Annotated in this window: 24 protein-coding genes; 11 read left to right on the top strand and 13 right to left on the bottom strand. The window is 69.1% G+C overall.

Annotated features, from left to right (window positions below; translation table 11 throughout):
- Positions 1 to 5: 5 nt before the first annotated feature.
- From LXB15_RS01820 to rpmB, 3 genes are all read right to left on the bottom strand, one after another.
- On the bottom strand, positions 6 to 791 hold the full coding sequence (locus tag LXB15_RS01820) for an alpha/beta fold hydrolase (RefSeq protein WP_233953022.1): 786 nt from the start codon (positions 789 to 791) through the stop codon (positions 6 to 8).
- 162 nt (positions 792 to 953) lie between these two features.
- A complete protein-coding gene (locus LXB15_RS01815; RefSeq protein ID WP_233950594.1) occupies positions 954 to 1,649 on the bottom strand; it encodes a queuosine precursor transporter in 696 nt (231 codons plus the stop codon).
- A gap of 75 nt (positions 1,650 to 1,724) precedes the next feature.
- A complete protein-coding gene (gene rpmB, locus LXB15_RS01810; RefSeq protein WP_233950593.1) occupies positions 1,725 to 2,021 on the bottom strand; it encodes a 50S ribosomal protein L28 in 297 nt (98 codons plus the stop codon).
- A 234-nt stretch (positions 2,022 to 2,255) separates the two neighbouring features.
- On the opposite strand from rpmB, the gene LXB15_RS01805 reads away from it, so the two are divergent.
- Together LXB15_RS01805 and LXB15_RS01800 are read left to right on the top strand one after the other, a co-directional pair.
- A complete protein-coding gene (locus LXB15_RS01805) occupies positions 2,256 to 3,032 on the top strand; it encodes a DUF3108 domain-containing protein (protein WP_233950592.1) in 777 nt (258 codons plus the stop codon).
- Between the two features lie 102 nt (positions 3,033 to 3,134).
- Positions 3,135 to 4,007 (top strand): DMT family transporter, encoded by an 873-nt coding sequence (locus LXB15_RS01800; protein ID WP_255696638.1) that lies wholly within the window; start codon positions 3,135 to 3,137, stop codon positions 4,005 to 4,007.
- Positions 4,008 to 4,013: 6 nt separating this feature from the next.
- On the opposite strand, the gene LXB15_RS01795 is transcribed toward LXB15_RS01800, so the two are convergent.
- Positions 4,014 to 4,466, bottom strand: coding sequence for a cupin domain-containing protein (locus LXB15_RS01795; protein WP_233950591.1), 453 nt, complete (start codon positions 4,464 to 4,466; stop codon positions 4,014 to 4,016).
- Positions 4,466 to 5,236: a hydroxyacylglutathione hydrolase gene (gene gloB / locus LXB15_RS01790; RefSeq protein WP_233950590.1), complete on the bottom strand. Its 771-nt coding sequence runs from the start codon at positions 5,234 to 5,236 to the stop codon at positions 4,466 to 4,468. The genes LXB15_RS01795 and gloB overlap by 1 nt, the downstream gene beginning before the upstream one ends.
- Here gloB and LXB15_RS01785 point away from each other — a divergent pair.
- Together LXB15_RS01785 and LXB15_RS01780 are read left to right on the top strand one after the other, a co-directional pair.
- Positions 5,235 to 6,167, top strand: a complete 933-nt coding sequence (locus LXB15_RS01785; protein WP_233950589.1) for a methyltransferase domain-containing protein — start codon at positions 5,235 to 5,237, stop codon at positions 6,165 to 6,167. The two genes, gloB and LXB15_RS01785, sit on opposite strands and share 2 nt — an antisense overlap.
- Before the next feature lie 121 nt (positions 6,168 to 6,288).
- Positions 6,289 to 7,479, top strand: a complete 1,191-nt coding sequence (locus LXB15_RS01780; protein ID WP_233950588.1) for a D-alanyl-D-alanine carboxypeptidase/D-alanyl-D-alanine-endopeptidase — start codon at positions 6,289 to 6,291, stop codon at positions 7,477 to 7,479.
- A gap of 24 nt (positions 7,480 to 7,503) precedes the next feature.
- Here the strand turns inward: LXB15_RS01780 and LXB15_RS01775 are convergent, their stop codons facing one another.
- Genes LXB15_RS01775 through LXB15_RS01765 form a run of 3 tightly spaced genes read right to left on the bottom strand, consistent with a single transcriptional unit; the run spans position 7,504 to position 10,032 of the window.
- Positions 7,504 to 8,157, bottom strand: a complete 654-nt coding sequence (locus LXB15_RS01775; protein ID WP_233950587.1) for a glutathione S-transferase family protein — start codon at positions 8,155 to 8,157, stop codon at positions 7,504 to 7,506.
- A 28-nt stretch (positions 8,158 to 8,185) separates the two neighbouring features.
- Complete coding sequence (gene metW / locus LXB15_RS01770; protein ID WP_233950586.1) at positions 8,186 to 8,839, bottom strand: methionine biosynthesis protein MetW; 654 nt, start codon at positions 8,837 to 8,839, stop codon at positions 8,186 to 8,188.
- Between the two features lie 2 nt (positions 8,840 to 8,841).
- Positions 8,842 to 10,032 (bottom strand): homoserine O-acetyltransferase, encoded by a 1,191-nt coding sequence (locus tag LXB15_RS01765; RefSeq protein WP_233950585.1) that lies wholly within the window; start codon positions 10,030 to 10,032, stop codon positions 8,842 to 8,844.
- Positions 10,033 to 10,263: 231 nt separating this feature from the next.
- On the opposite strand from LXB15_RS01765, the gene hisC reads away from it, so the two are divergent.
- Both hisC and LXB15_RS01755 read left to right on the top strand, forming a co-directional pair.
- Positions 10,264 to 11,361, top strand: coding sequence for a histidinol-phosphate transaminase (hisC, locus tag LXB15_RS01760; RefSeq protein WP_233950584.1), 1,098 nt, complete (start codon positions 10,264 to 10,266; stop codon positions 11,359 to 11,361).
- Positions 11,358 to 12,302 carry a prephenate/arogenate dehydrogenase family protein gene (locus tag LXB15_RS01755; RefSeq protein ID WP_233950583.1) on the top strand — a complete coding sequence of 315 codons (945 nt, stop codon included), beginning with the start codon at positions 11,358 to 11,360 and terminating at the stop codon, positions 12,300 to 12,302. Before hisC ends, LXB15_RS01755 begins: the two co-directional genes overlap by 4 nt.
- Before the next feature lie 23 nt (positions 12,303 to 12,325).
- On the opposite strand, the gene LXB15_RS01750 is transcribed toward LXB15_RS01755, so the two are convergent.
- Positions 12,326 to 13,333 carry a DUF2125 domain-containing protein gene (locus LXB15_RS01750; RefSeq protein WP_233950582.1) on the bottom strand — a complete coding sequence of 336 codons (1,008 nt, stop codon included), beginning with the start codon at positions 13,331 to 13,333 and terminating at the stop codon, positions 12,326 to 12,328.
- A gap of 62 nt (positions 13,334 to 13,395) precedes the next feature.
- Here LXB15_RS01750 and LXB15_RS01745 point away from each other — a divergent pair, with 62 nt between their 5' ends.
- Positions 13,396 to 13,908: a gamma-glutamylcyclotransferase gene (locus tag LXB15_RS01745; protein ID WP_233950581.1), complete on the top strand. Its 513-nt coding sequence runs from the start codon at positions 13,396 to 13,398 to the stop codon at positions 13,906 to 13,908.
- Positions 13,909 to 13,912: 4 nt separating this feature from the next.
- Here LXB15_RS01745 and LXB15_RS01740 read toward each other — a convergent pair whose 3' ends face one another.
- The 4 genes from LXB15_RS01740 to ftsE form a co-directional block, all read right to left on the bottom strand.
- Positions 13,913 to 14,704 carry a lysophospholipid acyltransferase family protein gene (locus tag LXB15_RS01740; RefSeq protein ID WP_370640152.1) on the bottom strand — a complete coding sequence of 264 codons (792 nt, stop codon included), beginning with the start codon at positions 14,702 to 14,704 and terminating at the stop codon, positions 13,913 to 13,915.
- Positions 14,705 to 14,823: 119 nt separating this feature from the next.
- A complete protein-coding gene (locus LXB15_RS01735) occupies positions 14,824 to 15,528 on the bottom strand; it encodes a YdcF family protein (protein WP_233950580.1) in 705 nt (234 codons plus the stop codon).
- Positions 15,529 to 15,609: 81 nt separating this feature from the next.
- Entirely contained in the window at positions 15,610 to 16,599 is a 990-nt protein-coding gene (locus LXB15_RS01730; RefSeq protein WP_233950579.1) for an ABC transporter permease, read from the bottom strand.
- The gene (ftsE, locus tag LXB15_RS01725) at positions 16,592 to 17,251 is read right to left on the bottom strand and encodes a cell division ATP-binding protein FtsE (RefSeq protein WP_233950578.1); all 660 of its coding nucleotides are present in this window, start codon (positions 17,249 to 17,251) and stop codon (positions 16,592 to 16,594) included. Before ftsE ends, LXB15_RS01730 begins: the two co-directional genes overlap by 8 nt.
- A 154-nt stretch (positions 17,252 to 17,405) precedes the next feature.
- Here ftsE and LXB15_RS01720 point away from each other — a divergent pair, with 154 nt between their 5' ends.
- From LXB15_RS01720 to LXB15_RS01710, 4 genes are all read left to right on the top strand, one after another.
- Positions 17,406 to 18,161 (top strand): hypothetical protein, encoded by a 756-nt coding sequence (locus tag LXB15_RS01720; RefSeq protein WP_233950577.1) that lies wholly within the window; start codon positions 17,406 to 17,408, stop codon positions 18,159 to 18,161.
- Positions 18,158 to 18,694: a hypoxanthine phosphoribosyltransferase gene (gene hpt / locus LXB15_RS01715; RefSeq protein ID WP_233950576.1), complete on the top strand. Its 537-nt coding sequence runs from the start codon at positions 18,158 to 18,160 to the stop codon at positions 18,692 to 18,694. Before LXB15_RS01720 ends, hpt begins: the two co-directional genes overlap by 4 nt.
- A 231-nt stretch (positions 18,695 to 18,925) precedes the next feature.
- Positions 18,926 to 19,330, top strand: a complete 405-nt coding sequence (locus tag LXB15_RS21050) for an ABZJ_00895 family protein (protein WP_370640151.1) — start codon at positions 18,926 to 18,928, stop codon at positions 19,328 to 19,330.
- Positions 19,331 to 19,431: 101 nt separating this feature from the next.
- On the top strand, positions 19,432 to 19,863 hold the full coding sequence (locus LXB15_RS01710; protein ID WP_233950575.1) for a response regulator: 432 nt from the start codon (positions 19,432 to 19,434) through the stop codon (positions 19,861 to 19,863).
- Positions 19,864 to 19,886 lie beyond the last annotated feature (23 nt).

Genomic DNA, 19,886 nt, shown 5'->3' with positions numbered 1-19,886 from the left:
TGCTCTCAGGTGGCTGCCGTCGTCTCTAGGATGAGCTGCACCGTTTCCTTTGGGCGGTCCCACATGGGGAAGTGACCGCACTTGGAGAACCAGTGCAGCTTGGCGGACGGGAAGGCCTCCTGAGCGCGAGCAGCCTGCCGCGGCAGGCACAGGCGGTCTTGGCGGCCCCAGCCAATGACGATCGGGCGCGACGGGTGGGCCGCCGGTCCCTTCTGCTCGGGCGCTGCCGCGAGATCGCGCACAAGAGCATCGAAGGTCTTCGTGCGGGCAAAGCTTTGCAGCTCGGTCGCGACGACCTCATCGTCGAGCCGCCAGGGTCGGGCCGAGAGCTGCGCAAGCAGCGCGCTGCGTGTCACTGCGGACCGGGAGAGCGTCGGCAGAGCGGGTCCCAGGGCGCGGACCAGGTGGATCGATGCACCGAGGGTTGTCCGGAAGTAGGTCCGCTCCCAGCCGCGCCAGAAGCCGCCCGGGTCCAGGGCGACCGTGGCGCCGACCCTGCCACGGCGCGCCATCTCCAGCACGATCCGCGCGCCCAGCGAACTGCCGACGATGTCGACCCCCTCCAAGTCCTGTTCGAGGATGAAGCGTTCTACGCTGTCGGCGAGCCCGGCAAAAGTGCCGCTGTCTGCCGCTGCTGGTGTCTCGCCATGCCCCGGCAACTCGAGCGCGATCACCTCGCGTGCCTGCGACAGCGCCGGAAGGATCGTGCTCCACGACCGCCACGTCCCACCCAGACCATGGACCAGAAGGAGCCTTGGGCCTTGGCCACGACGAACGAAGTTCAAACTCATTGTCAGGCCCTTCAGACTTGGCAGAGCGAGCATGGCTGCCGTCACTCAGAGCTGCGCTCCTCGACAACAACGGATGAGCCGGTGTTTTGGTCCAACCGGTCCGGAGGCGCTCATAACCTGGCACCACTCCGGGTTCTGTTAGATGCTCTTAGCGGGACTGGATCAGACGGCGGCGCCGGCGTCAGCCGGCCGGTACGGCACGAATTGCTGCATGATGATTCGATAGGGGACCAGCGCCAGCACGGCGATCGCCAGCTTCATGCAGAAATCACCGATCGCCCAGGATACCCAGCGCGGCGCCTCGGTCGCGAATACGCCCAGCAGCGGCGCCGCCTCCAGCGCGAAGCCGTCATTCGGCCCGACGAAGAAGAACACCGGCGCGAAGGCGATGGTGAAGAACAGAAAGGTGTCGAGCACCGATCCGCTCACCGACGAGGCCGCCGGGGCCCGCCACCAGCTATCCTGTCGCAGCCGGTTGAACACTGCGATGTCGAGGAGCTGCGCGGCGAGAAATGCGCCGCCGGAGGCGAGCGCGATTCGCACCAGCCGGTCGCCGGCGGTGGCGTATTCGAGCAGGCCGAGATCGTAGAGGATCGGCGGCACGACGATCGAGCAGATGATCGCCACCGCGAAGCCGGCCATCACCACGCGCCGCGCCACGGCGGGGCCATAGCGACGGTTGGTCAGGTCGGTGACGAGGAAGGCGAAGGGATAGGTGAAGGCGCCGAAGGTCAGGATGTCGGCGAGCTGAAGCCCGCCGATCTCGGCGAAGACCGGGAACTGCACCGCGATGTTGGACGCGAGGACGATCGCCGTCATCGCTGCCACGGGCAGGATATAGCTGCGCAGGGATGTCATTTTTTTAGCCTGGGTGATGGAACCAGTGCCGGGCCCGAAGGCCCGGCGGATAGGGTCGGAAGCGTCGCGCCTGCCTTAGCTGGCGGGAGCGGTGGCGACCTTCTTGGCGATCTGGCGCTTCAGCAGGCGGGCGCGCTGCGACAGCTCCGCCTCGTCGGCCTTGGTCAGGAACGCGTCGAGACCGCCGCGGTGCTCGACCGAACGCAGCGCGTAGGCCGAGACGCGGAGCCGGAAGCGCTGGCCGAGCGCGTCGGAGATCAGCGACACGTTGCACAGGTTCGGCAGGAAGCGGCGACGCGTACGATTGTTCGCGTGGCTCACGTTGTTGCCGGACTGGACAGCCTTGCCGGTCAGTTCGCAGGCGCGTGACATCAGATCACCTTTCAGCTTAACCTAGAACCCGACGGGGACACGCCGCCGCTATAAACGGCGCGATCATCGCTGTCGGGCATGATCGGAAATTCGACCGGCTCTATAAGCCCTGAGAACCGGAGCGTCAAGCCGCAACAACTTTGCGGGATCGGCCCGGCCGGCCACAAAAGCGCGCCGATCCTGCGCTCTGACGATCGCAACGACGTGCCTCCCGCTTTTATGGATAGACCAGTGATGCGCAAGCGATTCCTTTTCGGCGCCATCGGCATCGCCCTCCTGGGCGCGTCGGGCGCCGCCGCCGAGACGGCGCGGATCACCACCAGCTACGGCATGGCCGTCATCGGCCTGCCGATCGGCAAGGCGTCCTTCGACACGGTGATCGAGGGCGGCCGCTTCACCGTCGAGGGGCAGCTCTCCTCCAGCGGCCTCGGCAGCCTGGTCTCCGACACCGGCGGCACCAGCAAGGTTTCCGGCACGGTGACGCGCCGGGGCTTTGCCGCCGAGCGCTACGCGCTGGACTACTCCAGCGACCGCAAGCGCTGGTCGAGCGACGTCGCCTTCGCCGGCGGCCGGGTCACCTCCAGCGCGGTCAGCCCGAAGCGCGACAAGCCGAAGCCGAGCTACGTGCCGGTGTCGAAGTCGCAGCTCTCATCCGTCGTCGATCCGCTCAGCGGCCTGATGATCCGCACCCGCGACGCCGCTTCCGTCTGCAAGCGCACCCTGCCGCTCTACGACGGCTGGTCGCGGCTCGACCTCGTCCTGTCGCCGGCCGGCACCAACACCTATTCGATGACCGGCTATTCCGGCGAGGCCGTGGTGTGCAACGCCAAGGTCCGCCCGGTCAGCGGCTACGACAAGGCCTCCAAGGGGCTGAAATTCCTGAAGGACCAGACGATCCAGGTGTGGTTCGCGCCGATCGCCCAGCCGGATACCTACGTCCCGGTCTATGCCCACATCCCGACCAAGGTCGGCCCGCTGACGCTCAACGCGCTCTCCGTCGCCGTCCGCTGAGGCCGGCCGCCGGCGGGCGGCCGGCGCTGCCGCCTTCGCCGCGCATTGACCGGGCCCGGCGGGCTGGCTAGACCCGCCGCATCGCCGGACGGGGACGCGGCCTTGGGGACATTGCTCGGATTCGCCGCGGTGCTGATGTGGTCGCTGCTGGCGCTGCTCACCGCGCGCAGCGGCAGCGTGCCGCCGTTCCTGCTCGCCGCCCTCACCTTCGCCATCGCCACGCTGATCGGTATCGCCGTCTTCCTCGCGCGCGGAGCGCCCTGGCACGTGTTCCGTCAGCCGCCGGTGGTCTGGCTGGTCGGCATCGCCGGCCTGTTCGGTTATCACGCGCTCTATTTCGCCGCGCTGCGCAACGCCCCGGCCGCGCAGGCGAGCCTTATCGCCTATCTCTGGCCGCTGCTGATCGTGCTCGGATCCGCCATGCTGCCCGGCGAGCGGCTGCGCTGGTTCCACGCGCTCGGCGCCCTCATCGGCCTCGCCGGCGCCGGGATCATCGTCACCGGCGGAGAGGGCCTGTCGCTGTCGGCGCAGAACGGCCTCGGCTACGCGCTGGCCGGGCTCTGCGCCCTCACCTGGTCGGCCTACTCGCTGCTGTCGCGCCGCTTCGGCAGCGTGCCGACCGACGTCGTCACCGGCTTCTGCGCCGCCACCGCGGTCCTGTCGCTCGCCGCGCATCTCGCTTTCGAGACCACCGTGCTGCCCGCCGCCGGCGGCGAATGGCTCGCCGTCCTGCTGCTCGGGCTGATGCCCGTCGGCGCGGCCTTCTATGTCTGGGATTACGCGGTCAAGCGCGGCGACATCCAGCTGATCGGCGCGGCCAGCTACGCCGCGCCGCTTTTGTCGACGCTGATCCTCGTCACCGCCGGCGAGGCGGCGATGAGCTGGAGCGTCGTCGCCGCCGCCGTGCTGATCACCGCCGGCGCCGGGCTCGCGGCGCTGCCGCTGTTTGCGCGCCTCGCCCGGCGCGGCGCCTGATCCGGCCTATTTGCGGCCCGGCTCGCGCGGCGTCGGGCGCCAGTCCGGCGGCGCCATCTCGAAGGCCTCGAAGTCGAAGCCCGGCGCCACAGTGCAGCCGACCAGCGTGTATTCGCCGAGGCTGGTCGCGGTCTGCCACCAGCCGGCCGGCACCACGAACTGCGGCGCCTCGTGCTCGCCGATATCGGGCCCCAGCCGGTGCGCCGAAGCGTCGTGGCCGTTCTCCGAGACGGTGATCACCATCGGCGCGCCGGCGTACCAGTGCCAGACCTCGGCGGCGTCGCGCACCCGGTGCCATTCCGACGTCTCGCCCGCCTCGAGCAGGTAGTAGATCGACGTCGAGCGGGCGCGGCCGGTCTCGTCGAAGGCCTCGTCGCGGAACGTCTCGCGGTACCAGCCGCCTTCCGGATGCGGCTTGAGGCCGAGCGTGCGGACGATGCGCAGTGCGGCGGAGCTCATCAGTACGTGTCCCTCTTCTTGCGGATCGCGGCGAACACGTCCGCCGGCTCGGCGCCGGCCATGCCCATGTCCCCTGCCAGTTCCGGGTCGTCGGCGCGCAGGAACGGGTTGGTCGCCTTTTCCTGGCCGAGGTTGACCGGCAGGGTCGGCTTGCCGGCGATGCGCAGCGTCTCGACCTCCCGCACCCGCTCGCGCAGCTGGGTGTTGTCGGGATCGACCGCAATCGCGCATTTGGCGTTCGTCGCGGTATATTCGTGCCCGCAATACAGCATCGTCTCGTCCGGCAGCGCCCGCAGCCGCTTGAGCGATTCCCACATCATCGCGGCATCGCCCTCGAACAGCCGGCCGCAGCCGAGCGAGAACAGCGCGTCGGCGGCGAACAGGGCTTTCCCCTCCGGCAGGTAGTACGAGATCTCGCCCAGCGTGTGCCCCGGCGTGTCGATCGCCTCGATGGCGATGCCGCCCAATTCGAATTTGTCGCCGCCCGTCACCGTCCGGTCGATCCCCGGGATGCGGTCGCGCTCCTTGACGGGGCCGACGATCTCGACGCCGAAGCGCTGCTTCAGCGCCTCGTTGGCGGCGACGTGGTCGCCGTGATGATGGGTGGTGAGGATATGGGTCAGCGTCCAGCCGGCATCCTCGAGCGCGGCGAGGATCGGCCCCTCCTCCGGCGCATCGATCGAGATGGTGGCGCCGCTGTCGGCGTTATGGACGAGAACGCCGAAATTGTCGGTTCGGCAGGTGAACTGCCGGATGTCGATCGAAGGCATGAGGCGACTCGCTGTTTGTCGTTGGACAGGGCGAGTTAGGGCGCGGCGGCCGGCTGTCAGCCATTTTCTCTCGCGCCGAGCTTCGGGCCAGCTTGCTGCTGTTCTATGCGGGCCGGTCTATAGTGGCCGGCCGAACCGCCATCGCCGGGGGACCCCGCAGCTGACCACCAATGCCGACATCAACGACCTGATCGCGTTCTACGCCTCGCCGCTCGGCCAGGCCGCCGCGCGCGCCGTGTCGCTCGCACTGACGCCGGTCTGGCGGCATATCCCGGACGAGCGGCTGGTCGGTCTCGGCTATGCGGTGCCCTATATCGACCGCTTCGCCTCCGACGCCGAACGGGCGCTGGCCTTCATGCCGGCCGCCCAGGGCGCCCAGAACTGGCCGCCCTTCGCCGCCTCCCGGACCGTGCTGGTCGGCTCGGAGGACCTGCCGCTCGGCGATGCCTCCGTCGACCGCATCCTGATGGTGCATTCGCTGGAATTCGCCGAGAGCCCCGAGCTCCTGATGGCCGAGGTCTGGCGGGTGCTGGCCCCGGGCGGGCGCATCGTCATCCTCGTGCCGCACCGCAGGGGCGTCTGGGCGCGCTTCGAGCACACGCCCTGGGGGTCGGGCCGGCCGTGGTCGCGCGGCCAGCTGACGCGGCTCCTGCGCGACGCGATGTTCACCCCGAGCTCGTGGTCGGAGGCGCTGCTGTTCCCGCCCTTCCGCAAGCGCCCGCTGCTCGGCCTCGCCGGGCCGCTGGAGCGCCTCGGCCGGGATTTCTGGCCGGTCTTCGCCGGCGTCGTCATCATCGAGGCGACCAAGCAGCTCTATCGCGGCCTGCCCGTCGCCTCGACGGCGCGCGAGCGCCGCCGGGCGGTCAAGCCGGTGCTGGTCCCGGCCGGCGCCGGCGCGGGGGTGCGCACATACCGGGGTGCCGGCGCCTGAACGGCAATGCGGCCACAGTTCCGTTCCGCTAGAGCGTAGCGTCCGTGATCCGGCTTGCCTGATGCCGCGACGTCATTAGTGTGGTCGCGTGCCGCACGCGCTGGTCGATGCTGGAGTTGCCATGTCGTTTCGCCCGTTTGCTGCCGCCCTTGCCGTGCTGCTGCTGACGGCCCCCGCCCCTGCCGACGTGAAGAGCCGCGTCGCGGCCCTCGCGCCCTCGGGCCTGGTGCTCGTGGTGGACGCGGACGGCAACGAGCTGGTTGCGCAGAATGCCGGAAAGCCCTTCGTTCCGGCCTCGGTGGCCAAGATCGTCACGGCGTGGCTCGCCATGGAGGTCCTCGGCGGCGACTATCGCTTCGAGACAGGCTTCTACCTGGACGACGACAGGGTCCTCTACGTGCGCGGCGGCGGCGACCCGTTCCTGGTCTCGGAGGAACTGGCATTGCTGGCGCCGCAGCTCCTCGCCGCCACCGGCAAGGAGCCGTTCGCCGGCATCGTGATCGACGCCAGCTACTATCCGGCCGACCTCAGCATTCCCGGCATCGAGGTCACCGACGAGGCCTATGACGCGCTGAACGCGGCGCTGGCGGTGAACTTCAACACCATCGCCGCGGTGCGCGAGGGCAAGAGCGTGCGCCCCGGCGAGGCACAGACCCCGATCACGCCGCTGGCGATCAGCGAGTTCAGGGCGCGCGGCCCCGCCGGCAAGGGCCGCATCAGCCTGACCCAGGAGGACCCGAGCGTCGGCATCCGCTATGCCGGCGAACTCATCGCCGCCTTCATCGAGCGCGCCGGCGGCAGCATCACCGGCGAGATCGCCACCGGCGCCGTCCCGGAAGGGCTCGAGCCGGTCTATGTCCACCGCCAGTCGCGCGACCTCAGGGAAGTCCTGCGGCTGATGCTCCTCGGCTCGAACAACTACATCGCCAACCAGGTCTTCCTGGAAGTCGGCGCCAGCCGGCGGGGCGGGCCGGTCAGCCTCGAGAAGTCGCTCGAGGTCGGGCGCGAGATCCTGGCGGAACACGGGATCGCCGACGATATCCGGCTGGTGGAAGGCTCGGGCATCAGCCGCGACAACCGCTTCACCGCTCGCGGCCTCGCCAAGGTGCTCGACGGCTTTGCGCCCCACGCGACGATGCTGCGCGAGACGAAGCGCGGCTCCCGCTACAAGACCGGCACCTTCTCCGGCGTCAGGACGCTGGCCGGCTATGCCCGGACCGAGGAGCACGGCGACGCGCGTTTCGTGATCTCGCTGACAGGCGGCGGCCAGCTGCGCTTCGATCTGCTCGAGGCGATCGAGCGCGGCCTGTAGCGCGGGGGGCCGAGCCTGGCTTGCCTAGTCCCGGTCGGGCGCGCCGAGCGGAAAATACTGGCGATAGGGGCGCGCCTCGTCGACGGCGCGGGCGAAGGACGGGCGCGCCAGCAGCCGCTGCCGGTAGGCATGCACATGGCCGAAGCCCGGATCGATCGGATGCGTCCAGTCGGCGTAGAAGAGGAAGGGCGCGGCGGCGCAGTCGGCCAGGCTGAAGCTCTCGCCGACCGCCCACTGCCTGCCAGCCATGCGCTCGTCCAGCCAGGCATAGGCTGCCTCGAGCATCGCCCGTGCCTCGCCGGCGCCGTAGGGATCGCGGTCGCCTTGCGCGCGAAGGCTGTCGAAGACGATCTTCTGCTGCGGCGTCGAGACATAGTTGTCGAAGAAGCGGTCGAGCATCCGCACCTCGAGCGCGGCGGCGGGATCGGCGGGGATCAGCGGCGCGGCGCCCGGATGGCGCTGGTCGACATACTCGACGATGATGCTCGCCTCGATCAGCGTCCGGCCCTCGTCGACGAGCACCGGAAAGCGCTTCAGCGGCCATAGCGCCGCCAGGTCGGCGTCGACGGCGCCATCCTCGGTGCCGAGGACCCGGTATTCGAAGGGCAGTTCCTTCTCGTAGAACGCGACCAGCGCCTTCTGGCAGTAGGACGAGAACGGATGCGCGTAGAGTTGCATGATCGTCTCCCCGGTTGGATGCGGCCTCTCAGCGCCGCAGCACGAAGACCGCCTGCTGGCCGAACAGGTTCCAGAACGCCCAGGGCATCTTCATGCCCATCTTCTGGCCCGTCGCATTGATCGCCACCGCGGTCTCGACCTTGGCGCCGAGCTCGCCGGCGAGGCCGACGAAGTCGCGGATGGTGCAGAAATGGATGTTCGGCGTCTCGTACCAGGCGTGCTGGAGATTGGCCGTCACCGGCATCCGGCCGCGCGCCAAGAGCGACAGGCGGATCGACCAGTGGCCGAAATTCGGGAACGACACGATCGCCCGCTCGCCGATCCGCAGCAGTTCCGCCAGCACCGTCTTCGGATTGCGCGTCGCCTGGATGGTCTGGGACAGGATCACATAGTCGAAGGCGTCGTCCGGGTAGTGGACGAGGTCGCGGTCGGCGTCGCCCTGGATCACCGACAGGCCGCGCGCCACGCACTCGTTGACGCCCTCCTGGCTGAGCTCGATGCCGCGCCCGTCGACGCCGCGCCGTTCTTCCAGCAGCGACAGCAGCAGGCCGTCGCCGCAGCCGACGTCGAGGACCCGGGCGCCGCGCGGAACGAGGTCTGCGATCAGCTGCAGGTCGACGCGCGCCGTCGCCGGCGCCCCGCTGCGCGCCGCCTCGGACGCGTTCAGTTCCGCCACCGCCATCGTCACAGCCCCCGTGCCCGCGCGGCCGACGAGACGAACCCGTTGATCGCGGCGAAGAAGTTCGGCTCTTCCAGGAGGAAGGCGTCGTGGCCGCGGTCGGTCTCGATCTCGACGAACGACACCGAGGCGGCGGCGGCGTTGAGCGCATGCACGACGGCGCGGTTCTCCTCGGTCGGAAACAGCCAGTCGGACGAGAAGGACACCAGGCAGAACCGCGTCTTGGAGCCGAGGAACGCGTTGGCGAGCCGTCCGCCGAAATCCCCGGCAATGTCGAAATAGTCCATCGCCCGGGTCATGTAGAGATAGGAATTGGCGTCGAAGCGGTCGACGAAGGTCATGCCCTGGTGCCGCAGGTAGCTCTCGATCTGGAAGTCGGCGTCGAAGCCGAAGCCCAGCGTCTCGCGGTCCTGCAAATTGCGGCCGAACTTCCGGTGCAGCGCCATCTCCGACAGATAGGTGACGTGCGCCGCCATCCGCGCCACGGCGAGCCCCTTGTGCGGCCGCTTGCCGACGGCGTAGTAGCGCCCGCCGTGCCAGTCGGGGTCGGCCATCACCGCCTGGCGTCCGACCTCGTGGAAGGCGATGTTCTGCGAGGAATGCCGCGCCCCTGTGGCGATCGGCAGGGCGGCGAACACCTTCTCCGGATAGCTCACCGTCCATTGCAGCACCTGCATGCCGCCCATCGAGCCGCCGATGACGGCGAACAGCGTTTCGATGCCGAGCCGCTCGACCAGCATCGCCTGCGCCCGCACCATGTCGCGGATGGTGATCACCGGCAGGTCGAGCCCGTAGGGCTCGCCGGTCGCCGGGTCGATCGAGGCGGGCCCGGTCGAGCCCATGCAACCGCCGATGACGTTCGAGCAGATGACGAAGAACCGGTCGGTGTCGATCGGCTTGCCCGGCCCGATGATCGACGACCACCAGCCCGGCTTGCCGGTCACCGGCGACTGGCTGGCGGCGTAGTGGTCGCCGGTCAGCGCGTGGCAGACCAGCACAGCGTTGGACTTGTCGGCGTTCAGCGTGCCGTAGGTGTTGTAGGCGATCTGGAAGGGCGAGAGCGCCCGGCCGGCGTCCAGCAGCAGCGGCTCGTCTTCGCCGAAATGCGCTACCGGGCTCGACGGCTCGTATACCTCGCGGCTGCCGGCGGCGTGCTCCAGGTCCTGGCGGGTCGTTTCGGCGATGGTCGTCTTCATCTTGCTCGGTGGCCTTTCCTGCGCGCTGCCGGACCGGCCTCCCCTTCGCTCCGTATCGGTGCGGTCTCAGATACGCATTTGCGGCAGCCCCGGCAATGATGTCGCGTCCCGGCCCCGGGCGCCGGCCGCGGCCGGCACCCTCGACATCGGCCGGGCCGGCGGCTATTCCGCGCGTGTCAGGGCCGTCCCGACGGCGGCTTGCCGACCATCCGCGAATGAAAGATCAGGACGATGCGACCCGTTCCGAACAGGGGTATCCTCGACATCGAGGCCTACGTGCCCGGCAAGAGCAAGGCGCCCGCCGGCGTGCGCCTGCACAAGCTCTCCTCCAACGAGAGCCCGCTCGGCGCCTCCCCGGCGGCCGTGCAGGCCGCCGCTGCCGCCCTGACGCATCTGGAATCCTATCCCGACGGCCAGGCCGCGGAACTCAAGCAGGCGATCGCCGAGGTGCATGGGCTGAACCCGCGCGCCATCCTCTGCGGCAACGGCTCGGACGAGCTGCTCGGCCTGCTCTGCCAGTGCTATCTCGAGCCCGGCGACGAGGCGATCCACAGCGAGCACGGCTTCCTCGTCTACAGGATCCAGATCCTCGCCCGCGGCGCCACCCCCGTGGTCGCGCCGGAGAAGGACGCCACCGCCGACGTCGACGCCATCCTGTCGCGCGTCACCGAGCGCACCAAGTTGGTCTTCCTCGCCAACCCGAACAACCCGACCGGCACCTATCTGCCGTTCGACGAGGTGCGGCGCCTGCAGGCCGGCCTGCCCGGCCACGTCATCCTGGTGCTCGACGCGGCCTATGCCGAATATGTCCGGCGCAACGACTACGGCACCGGCATCGAGCTGGTCTCTTCCGCCGACAACGTCGTCATGACCCGCACCTTCTCGAAGATCTATGGCCTCGCCGCGCTGCGCATCGGCTGGCTCTACGGGCCGGAAGCGGTGGTCGACGCGCTCGACCGGGTGCGCGGGCCGTTCAACCTCAACGCGCTGGCCATCGCCGCCGGCGCGGCGGCGATCCGCGACCGCGGCTTCGTCGAGGCGGCGATCGAGCACAACAGCCACTGGCTGGAATGGACGACGGCGGCGCTGACCCGCCTCGGCCTGACGGTCACCCCCAGCGTCGGCAACTTCATCCTCGTGCACTTCCCGGCCGAGCCCGGCCGCACCGCCGCCGAGGCCGACGACTTTCTCACCGGCCGCGGCTACATCCTGCGCCGCGTCGCCGGCTACGGCTTCCCGGATGCGCTGCGCCTGTCGATCGGCACCGAGGAAGCCAATCGCGGCGTCGTCGCCGGCCTCGCGGAATTTCTCGGCAAGGCGGCCGCATGAGTGAAGCCCCCTTCGCGCGCGTCGCGCTGATCGGCATCGGCCTGATCGGCTCGTCGCTCGCCCACAACATCCGCGCCCACAAGCTCGCGGACCACGTCGCCATCACCACCCGCCGTGCCGAGACCCTGGCGCGGGCGGCCGAGCTCGGCCTCGGCGACAGCTACCATCTCGACGCCGCGGATGCCGTGCGCGGCGCCGATCTGGTGATCCTCTGCGTGCCGGTCGGCTCCTGCGGCGCGGTCTCGAAGGAGATCGCCGTCGCCCTCGAGCCGGGCGCGATCGTCTCCGACGTCGGCTCGGTCAAGGGCTCGGTCATCCAGCAGATGCAGCCGAACCTGCCGGCGCACGTCCATTTCGTCCCCGCCCATCCCATCGCCGGCACCGAGCAGTCGGGTCCCGACGCCGGCTTCCGCGAGCTGTTCGAGAACCGCTGGTGCATCCTGACGCCGGTCGAGGGCACCGACCCGCAGGCCGTCGCGCGGCTCCGGGGCTTCTGGGAGGCCTGCGGCTCGAATGTCGAGGTGATGACCGCCGAGCATCACGACCTGGTGCTGGCCATCGTCAGCCACGTGCCGCATCTGATCGCCTACAACATCGTCGGCACCGCCGCCGACCTCGAGACCGTGACCCAGTCGGAAGTGGTGAAGTTCTCCGCCTCCGGCTTCCGCGACTTCACCCGCATCGCCGCCTCCGACCCGACGATGTGGCGCGACGTCTTCCTGCACAACCGCGAGGCGGTGCTGGAGATGCTGGCGCGCTTCTCGGAGGATCTGGCGACGCTGCAGCGGGCGATCCGCTGGGGCGACGGCGACACGCTGTTCGAGCTGTTCACCCGCACCAGGGCGATCCGGCGCGGCATCGTCGAGGCCGGCCAGGACACCGCCGCCCCGGATTTCGGCCGTGAACACGGCCGCGGCGGGGCACCCAAGGACGAAGCCTAGCTGCGAGGCCCGTCACGGCGGGCCTACTGCAGCGGCGGGATGCTGCCGAGCGGGATGACACCGGCGGCGACGATACCGTCGCGGACGGTGATCGCGATCACCGTCCGGCCATTCTCCTGCCGGCCGACGAAGCTCAGCGCCGTGGCGATGGAGTTCGCCACCGACGCCGCCTCGGGCAGCGCCTCGGCCACCAGCGTCGCGATCTGCTGCGGCTGGGTGACCGCCAGCTCGAAATCGCCGGAAAGCTGCCCGCTGGTGTCGAACATGAAGGTGCCGGACAGTTCGGCCTGCGCATTGCCGAGATCGATGCTCAGGGCCCGCAGCGTCGCCGCATGCCCGGCCAGCACCTGGCGCGGCGTCTCGCCGGCGTCGCCGTCCAGCCAGTCCGCGGCACCGGCGATCGTCGCGTCCAGCGCCACGTCGAAGGGCGGCAGCGGGGGCGTGTCGGGCGCCACGATGCGGATGCCGCGGTCGCTCAGCGCCAGGTCGAGATCGGCGTCCCGCCGCCGCACATGCACTTCCAGATGCTCGGCCGTCGCCAGCGCCAGCCGCCCGGCCGCCGGCTGCGCCAGCGCCACGTCCGGCGCCTCGACGACCAGCGAGAAGCGGTCGAGCCCCTCGGTCCAGAAGCTGGCGCTCGCCTGGGCCAGCTGCCAGCGTATGTCGAGCGGCGGCGCCTCCGGCGCGTTGACGATCAGCGGCGAATCGAGTTCCGAGACCACCCGGGTCGGCTGGTAGATCTGCGCCGCCGTCCGCAGCGCCCCGGCGGTCAGCCGCAGCCCCTCGCCACGCGGATCGACGGTCACCGCGTCGCAGCGCAGGCCGAGCCGGAACGGATAGCCGACCACCGCGCGGTTCGGGCAGCCGATCTCGACCCCATCGGCGGCGGCATCTTCGATCGCCGCATCGACGCGGGCCTCGAGCTGGGCGGCCAGATAATACCAGGCGCCGCTCAGCGCCAGGAACAGCGCCACCGCGACGGCGACGATCCAGAGATAGGCCTTCCGGGCCGAGCCGCTTGACGCCGCCATCGTCGTATCCTTTGTGAGCCCCCCGGCCGGGCTGAGCCGACGGACAGGGCGATTTGAGGGCAATGGACGATTTATGGGTGTTTGGCTACGGCTCGCTGATCTGGCGGCCGGGTTTCGCGTTTCTCGACCGCCAGCCGGCGCGGCTCGCCGGCTATCACCGGGCGCTCTGCATCCATTCGCACGTCCATCGCGGCACGCCGCAGCGGCCGGGCCTGGTCTTCGGGCTCGACCGCGGCGGCTCCTGCGTCGGCATGGCGTTCCGGGTGGCGGGGGCCGAGGCCGATGCGGTGATCGCCTATCTGCGCGAGCGCGAGCTGGTCACCAATGTCTACCGCGAGACGCATCTGCCGGTGCGGCTGCAGGACGGCGGCAATGTCCGCGCCCTCGCCTATGTCGTCGACCGGGGCCACAGCCAGTATGCCGGGCGCATGACGCCGCCCGAGGCCGCCGCCATCGTCCGCGGCGCGCACGGCCAGTCCGGCGCCAATGTCGACTACGTCACCAGCGCGCTGGCGCACATCACCGAGATGGGGCTGAAGGACCGCTGGCTGTCGGAGGTCGTCGCCCGTCTCTGAACGGTCAGGGTCGCGCGGCCGGTCCGCTGCCGAGAGCGCCCTGGCCGGGCACGGCAGCAGGCGCGTAGCCGTCGCGGGCATGGGCCTCGGCCAGGAGATCGGCCGACCGCTCCTCGATCGCGCCGCGCAGCCGGTCGAGGAATTCCCCCCGCGGCAGATGCGGCGGCACCGGTGCGAGGATGTCGGCGCGGATCGTCCCCGGCCGGCGGACGAATTTCCGCCGTGGCCAGTAGAGGCCGGAATTCAGCGCCACCGGCACGACCGGCAGGCCGAGTGCCTCGTAGAGGCGGAACACGCCCTGGCGGTAGTCGGGCGCCGCCCCCGGCGCCGTGCGCGTGCCTTCCGGGAAGATGACGATCTGCCGCCCCTCCGCCACCGCCTTCTCGGCGCCCTCGATCATCGAGCCGACGGCACCGCCGCGCTTGGCGCGGTCGACCGGGATCATCCCCATGCGCCGTGCGAACCAGCCGAAGAACGGGATCGCCAGCAGTTCCTTCTTGAGGATGAAGGTCGGCCGGTCGAGATCCGGCAGGAAGGCGAACACGTCCCACACCGACTGGTGCTTGGCCGCGATGATCGCCGGCCCGACCGGCAGGTTCTCCTTGCCGCGGATGTCGGCACGGATCCCCGCGACATGCTCCAGCAGCCACAGGTTGGAGCGCGCCCAGTTCTTGACGATCCACCAGCCGGTCGCTTCGGAGACGAAGAAGAACACCGGCGAATAGAACAGCAGCTGGGCGACGAGGTTGAGATAGAACAGGCCGTTGAAGGCCAGCGAGCGAAGAAACATGATCAAGGGATCGCTCCCGCGGCGGTCATCTGGGCCATGCGGGAGCCTGCGTCCCGCCAGCGGTTGCTGCAGGGTCTACGCCGGCACGGCGGGAAAATCGAGGGCCCGGCGCGATGATGGCGCCGTCACTCCGCCAGATCGGCGACGCGGGTCGACACGCTCTGCTTCGCCACGATGCCGACCGTCGACAGGAAGCGCGCCGCGACCAGCTTCACGTATTCGCTCGCCAGGACCCGCAGGCCGGGCGCCGAAGGCATCTCGTCGCCCCGCCACAGATCGTCGCGCCGCACGGCATAGGGCGTGACCGAGCGGATGTTGCCGACCCGGTCGAATTCGATCAGCGAGCGCGGCATGTGGTAGTCGCTGGTGACGAGGATCAGGTCGCGGAAGCCCTGTTCGCGGGCCCAGCGGCCGGCGATCTCGGCATTCCCGACGGTGTTCTGCGCCGCATAGTCGATATCGACGCAGCAATCGAACCACTTGCGGTCGGTGTCGGTGAGCCGCGCCAGCGCGTCGACGCTGGTGTCGGGATTGACGCCGCTGATCAGCAGCCGGCGCCCGCGTCCCTCCTTCAGCAGGTCGATTGCGTGATCGATGCGCCATGCCCCGCCGGTCAGCACGACGATGCCGTCGGCGGCCGCGAAAGCCGCCGGCTTGGCGAGCAGGTTGACCTCCTCGGTGAAGCGCAGGAAGCCGCCGACGAGGTAGCCGCACAGCGCGACGAAGGCCAGCATGACGATCGACATCACCCCGACCCGCCGCCGGCGCCGCCGGGCAGCCGGAGGCGCCTGCTGTTCGTGGCTGTCGGTGGTCGGCGCGAAGATCGTCATTCGGCAGTCTATTCCCGCGATTGCGGCGGAGTGGTGAACCGCCGGCCGTTCCGACTCTGGGCGCTCAGGGTTAATGGGACCTTACCCTTCGACCGGCGAGATCATGTCGATCGCCGCCAGCTGACGCATGACGGTGATCCTCGAGGTGAACGCCGTCAGCGCGCCGATGGTTGCGATCAGGACCACGACGCCGGCATAGCCGGTCCAGCCGATCGCGAACGAGCCGAACAGCGCGCTGATCTGGTCGGCTTCCGGGGTCGCCTGGTTGCTCTTCGTCCACAGGCCCATCAGCGCGAACAACACCAGCGCGGCGGCGCCGCCGCCGAGCGCCCCGAACAGGCCGAGCCGCAGGAAATGCCCCTGGAACTCGCCGGCGATGAAGGACGAGCGGGCCCCGACGAAATGCAGCACCTCGATGATCTGGCGGTTGCCGGCCATCGCCCCGCGGGTCGCGAAGATCACCGTGAGAACGGTGGCGACCAGCACCAGCGTCAGCACCGCCAGGCCGGCGATGACCATCGCGCGGGCCATGGTGACCAGCCGCGACACCCAGGCGCGGTGGTCGTCGAGCGCCGCGGAGGGCACCGCCGCGCTGATCCGCTCGGCGAAGGCGGCAAAGTCCGGCGGCGCATCCGAATCGATGGCGATGATGACGAGGCGCGGCACCGGAAGTTCGTCGAGGTCGAGGCCGGTGCCGAGCCAGGGCTGCAGCAGCCGGCTGGTGGCGTCGTCGTCGAGCACCGAGGTCCCGGTGATGCCGGGGGTCTCCACCGCGATCTCCTGGACCCTCCGCAGCGCCGCCGCCATGTCGACGCCATCGTCCGGCATCACCTGCACGGTGATCTCGCGGGAGATGTCGCTCTGCCACTGGCCGGCCGTGTCCGAGACCAGCGTCACCGCGCCGACGGTGAGGCTGGCGAGGAAGGTCATGATGGCGATGACGGTCATCAGCGCCCGGCCGGCGACGTTGGCGGGCGGCACGATCGGGGCCGGACGCTCGCGGCGGGTCAGACCCGTCGTGCGCTCGACGAATTCGCGCAGGTCCAGCCACCGTTCGGCGAGATCAGTCATAGATTTCCAGTCTGCCGTCGGCGAGGACCATGCGGCGGGCGTCGACCTGCTCCATCAGGCCGAGATCGTGGGTGGCGATGACCACCGCCGTGCCGGTGCGGTTGAGTTCGAGGAAAAGGCGCAGCAGGCGCCGCGCCAGCGGCGGGTCGACATTGCCGGTCGGCTCGTCGGCAAGCAGGATGTCGGGCTGGTCGATCAGCGCCCTTGCAATGGCGGCGCGCTGCTTCTCGCCGCCCGACAGCACCACCGGCGAGGCGTTCAGCCGCTCGCCGAGCCCGACCCACTTGATCAGGTCGATCACGTCCTGGCGGTAGCTGGACTCGTCCTTGCCGCGCACCCTGAGCGGCAGGGCGACGTTCTCGTAGGTGGTCATGTGCTCGAGCAGGCGGAAATCCTGGAAGACCACCCCGATCCGCCGCCTTATCGACGGCAGGTCGGCGCGCGACAGCGTCGCCGCGTCCCGGCCGAGCACGGTGATCAGGCCGCGCGTCGGCTTCAGGGCCAGGAACAGCATGCGCAGCAGGCTGCTCTTGCCGGCGCCGGAGGGGCCGGTGAGGAACTGGAAGGACTGGCGCCGGATCTCGAAGGAGAGATCGCGCAGCACCTCCGGTCCCATGTCGTAGCGCAGCCCGACATTTTCGAACCGAATCATCCCAGCGTTTCCCCCGTCATTGCTTCGCCGTCAGGATGCGCCGGACTGTGTTCATTTCAGGCCGCCGCGTCGAGCCCTGGCGCCGGGCCCGGCTTCACCGTTTGTTAAGCATGTTTCCTTACCCGTTTCTGAAGCGAATGACCCGGAGGATGCGATGACCGAGTTCCGCCGAGCCTCGCCCGCACCGGACGCAGGCCGCCGAAATGCCGACCCCGCCGCCCCTGCCCGGGTGATCGAGGGAACGGCCGAGGTGACGACACGCATCCGCCGGGAAAAATCCGTCGCCGAGCTGGAAGCGGCCCGGCTCAGCCTTGCCGCCCCGGCCGATGACGGCGAAAGCCGCGCCGCCTTCGGCCGCCGCGCGCCGGTCGATCCGGCCGCCCCGCGGCGCCACGAGCCCCGGACCGCGGCGCCAGACCTCCTCTGGCAGAGCCTGCCGCCGCGGGGCGCCCGGCCGCTGCCCGGCGGCGCCGCCCGCGCCGTCATCGCCCATGCCCGCTCGCTGCGGCTGCGCGACGCCGCCGCCATCGCCACCGCCTTTCTCGTCGGGGTCTTCGCCCTGCCCGTGCTGCTGCTCTGGATGGCGGCCGCCCCGGTGGCGGCGCCGCTGGTCATGGCGCCGGCGGGCGGCGTGATCCTCAGCGACGTCGAGACCAGCCTTGCGCCGCGCGGCGACGGCGCCGTACTGACGGTCGCCGGGCGACTCGCCAATGTCGCCGCCGCTTCCGCCGAGGTTCCGCTGATGCACATCGTCATGACCGCCCCTGACGGCAGTCGCCAGGTCAAACCGCTGCGCGCCGGCATCGGCGAGCTCGGCGCCGGCCAGTCGGTGCAGTTCCTCTCGGCGCTGGCCGTGCGCGCCGGTAGCGGCGGCATCATCGCCGTCGACTTCGCGGCGGGCCGCCTGTGATCACCGTCCGCGGCAAGAGCATCGAGACGCTGTTCGACGAGAAGCGCATCGCCACCGAGGTGCTGCGCGTCGCCTGGGAGATCGCCGCGACGCCGACCACCGACCTTCTCGTCGTCTCGGTGCTGAAGGGCTCCTTCGTCTTCGCTGCCGACCTGATCCGCGCCATGCACCTCACCGGCCTCGCCCCGGAGGTCGAGTTCATCACCCTGTCGAGCTACGGCGCCGGCACCGAGCCCGGCAAGATCCGCGTGCTGCGCGACGTCGAGAGCCCGGTCGAGGGCCGCACCGTCCTGCTGATCGACGACATCCTGGAATCCGGCCGCACCATCAGCTTCGCCCGCGACATGCTGCTGGGGCGCGGCGCGAAGGAAGTGAAGATCGCCGTGCTGCTGGACAAGCGCATGCGGCGCCAGGCCGCTATCGAGGCCGACTATGTCGGCTTCGACTGCCCCGACTATTTCGTCGTCGGCTACGGCATGGACGTCGCCCACGCCTTCCGCGAATTGCCCTTCGTCGGCAAGGTGGTGGAATAGTCACCCCTTTTATCAAGTTGCCGGCAGCAGCAATACCGGACTAGACGATCGCAGCATTTCGATTGAGGACGCGATCGTCTGGGGAGCGTCACGACAAAAATAGAGGTCGCAGATGAAGGGTAGGTCGACCCACGACAGGGCCTGTTGCTCTCGCAATTACTTACTATGATATAGGCGCCGACGACCTTCGCGGGCGGATTATCCGATGGATAATGTAGAAGGAAGATTTGAATGCCGTCAGCAGAGCTCTTCCGGTATGGCCTGACGTATCTATTTTCTTTGGTAATTATCCGATGTGCGATTTTCGGCATTTTCACTATTTTCCCGGCCATCCCGGCGAACGGCTCCGCTATCAGCGTCTTTGTAGCGGCATCATCATCTTATGTAACTCTTAGATATTTTATCCATCGAGAGCACACCTCGCCATTCGGTCGAGATTATTGGTACATTGTCATTATCAGCTCAATTGTATTCGTGCTTTCCGAGGTAATAATATATATTTACATGTTATACATGTTTAACATGGATATAGATATGCTTGCGAGTTTGCTAATTTTTTCTGCGATATTGGTATTATCCCTGCTGTTACATATGGTTTCCTACTCCAGTTTTGCTGCAAGGCGGCTTCTTAGATGAACTCGAGAAGAATGCCCCCATCCGTTAAGCTCCAGGTCAGTCCCATGCCGTAGGCTGAGGGTTGATGCGCGCACGGCTATGACGACCTGCAGGAGACTGGCGTGGCGAGAATACTGGTTGCCGAAGACGATCCGGGCGTCCGCCTGCTCGTGACGCGGGCGCTTGGCCTCGAAGGCCACGAGGTGGTCGCGGTGGAGGACGGCGAGCTTGCGCTCGAGACGCTCACCGCCGAGAGCGGCGGCTTCGATTTCGTGCTGTCCGACATCCGCATGCCGGCGATGACCGGCATCGAGCTCGCCCACGAGATCGCCGCCGCCTGGCCGGAACTCCCCATCCTGCTGATGACCGGCTATGCCGAGCAGAAGGAATCGGCCGACGATCTCGCCGCGATCATCGAGGGCGTGGTCGAGAAGCCGTTCAGCATCGCCGAACTGCGCCGCGAGGTCGGCCGCATCCTGGCCGAGCGCGAGGACGGCCGCGTCCCGGACGAGGCCGAGGCGATCCTGCCGATGGCCGCCCGCCGCTGCGCCTGAGCCGCCGGCCGCCCCGCTTCCCG

Source organism: Aurantimonas sp. HBX-1 (genome assembly GCF_021391535.1).
In the GTDB taxonomy this organism is placed as follows: Bacteria; Pseudomonadota; Alphaproteobacteria; order Rhizobiales; family Rhizobiaceae; genus Aurantimonas.
Note: the sequence above shows the minus strand (reverse complement) of the source record. Positions and strands in the feature narration are given on the sequence as shown.

Bases quoted from the DNA above. Each gene is read 5' to 3' on its own strand.
- LXB15_RS01820 (WP_233953022.1), bottom strand. From the start codon at position 791: ATGAGTTTGAACTTCGTTCGTCGTGGCCAAGGCCCAAGGCTCCTTCTG.
- LXB15_RS01815 (WP_233950594.1), bottom strand. From the start codon at position 1,649: ATGACATCCCTGCGCAGCTATATCCTGCCCGTGGCAGCGATGACGGCG.
- rpmB (WP_233950593.1), bottom strand. From the start codon at position 2,021: ATGTCACGCGCCTGCGAACTGACCGGCAAGGCTGTCCAGTCCGGCAAC.
- LXB15_RS01805 (WP_233950592.1), top strand. From the start codon at position 2,256: ATGCGCAAGCGATTCCTTTTCGGCGCCATCGGCATCGCCCTCCTGGGC.
- LXB15_RS01795 (WP_233950591.1), bottom strand. From the start codon at position 4,466: ATGAGCTCCGCCGCACTGCGCATCGTCCGCACGCTCGGCCTCAAGCCG.
- LXB15_RS01785 (WP_233950589.1), top strand. From the start codon at position 5,235: ATGAGGCGACTCGCTGTTTGTCGTTGGACAGGGCGAGTTAGGGCGCGG.
- gloB (WP_233950590.1), bottom strand. From the start codon at position 5,236: ATGCCTTCGATCGACATCCGGCAGTTCACCTGCCGAACCGACAATTTC.
- LXB15_RS01780 (WP_233950588.1), top strand. From the start codon at position 6,289: ATGTCGTTTCGCCCGTTTGCTGCCGCCCTTGCCGTGCTGCTGCTGACG.
- LXB15_RS01775 (WP_233950587.1), bottom strand. From the start codon at position 8,157: ATGCAACTCTACGCGCATCCGTTCTCGTCCTACTGCCAGAAGGCGCTG.
- metW (WP_233950586.1), bottom strand. From the start codon at position 8,839: ATGGCGGTGGCGGAACTGAACGCGTCCGAGGCGGCGCGCAGCGGGGCG.
- LXB15_RS01765 (WP_233950585.1), bottom strand. From the start codon at position 10,032: ATGAAGACGACCATCGCCGAAACGACCCGCCAGGACCTGGAGCACGCC.
- hisC (WP_233950584.1), top strand. From the start codon at position 10,264: ATGCGACCCGTTCCGAACAGGGGTATCCTCGACATCGAGGCCTACGTG.
- LXB15_RS01755 (WP_233950583.1), top strand. From the start codon at position 11,358: ATGAGTGAAGCCCCCTTCGCGCGCGTCGCGCTGATCGGCATCGGCCTG.
- LXB15_RS01750 (WP_233950582.1), bottom strand. From the start codon at position 13,333: ATGGCGGCGTCAAGCGGCTCGGCCCGGAAGGCCTATCTCTGGATCGTC.
- LXB15_RS01745 (WP_233950581.1), top strand. From the start codon at position 13,396: ATGGACGATTTATGGGTGTTTGGCTACGGCTCGCTGATCTGGCGGCCG.
- LXB15_RS01735 (WP_233950580.1), bottom strand. From the start codon at position 15,528: ATGACGATCTTCGCGCCGACCACCGACAGCCACGAACAGCAGGCGCCT.
- LXB15_RS01730 (WP_233950579.1), bottom strand. From the start codon at position 16,599: ATGACTGATCTCGCCGAACGGTGGCTGGACCTGCGCGAATTCGTCGAG.
- ftsE (WP_233950578.1), bottom strand. From the start codon at position 17,251: ATGATTCGGTTCGAAAATGTCGGGCTGCGCTACGACATGGGACCGGAG.
- LXB15_RS01720 (WP_233950577.1), top strand. From the start codon at position 17,406: ATGACCGAGTTCCGCCGAGCCTCGCCCGCACCGGACGCAGGCCGCCGA.
- LXB15_RS21050 (WP_370640151.1), top strand. From the start codon at position 18,926: ATGCCGTCAGCAGAGCTCTTCCGGTATGGCCTGACGTATCTATTTTCT.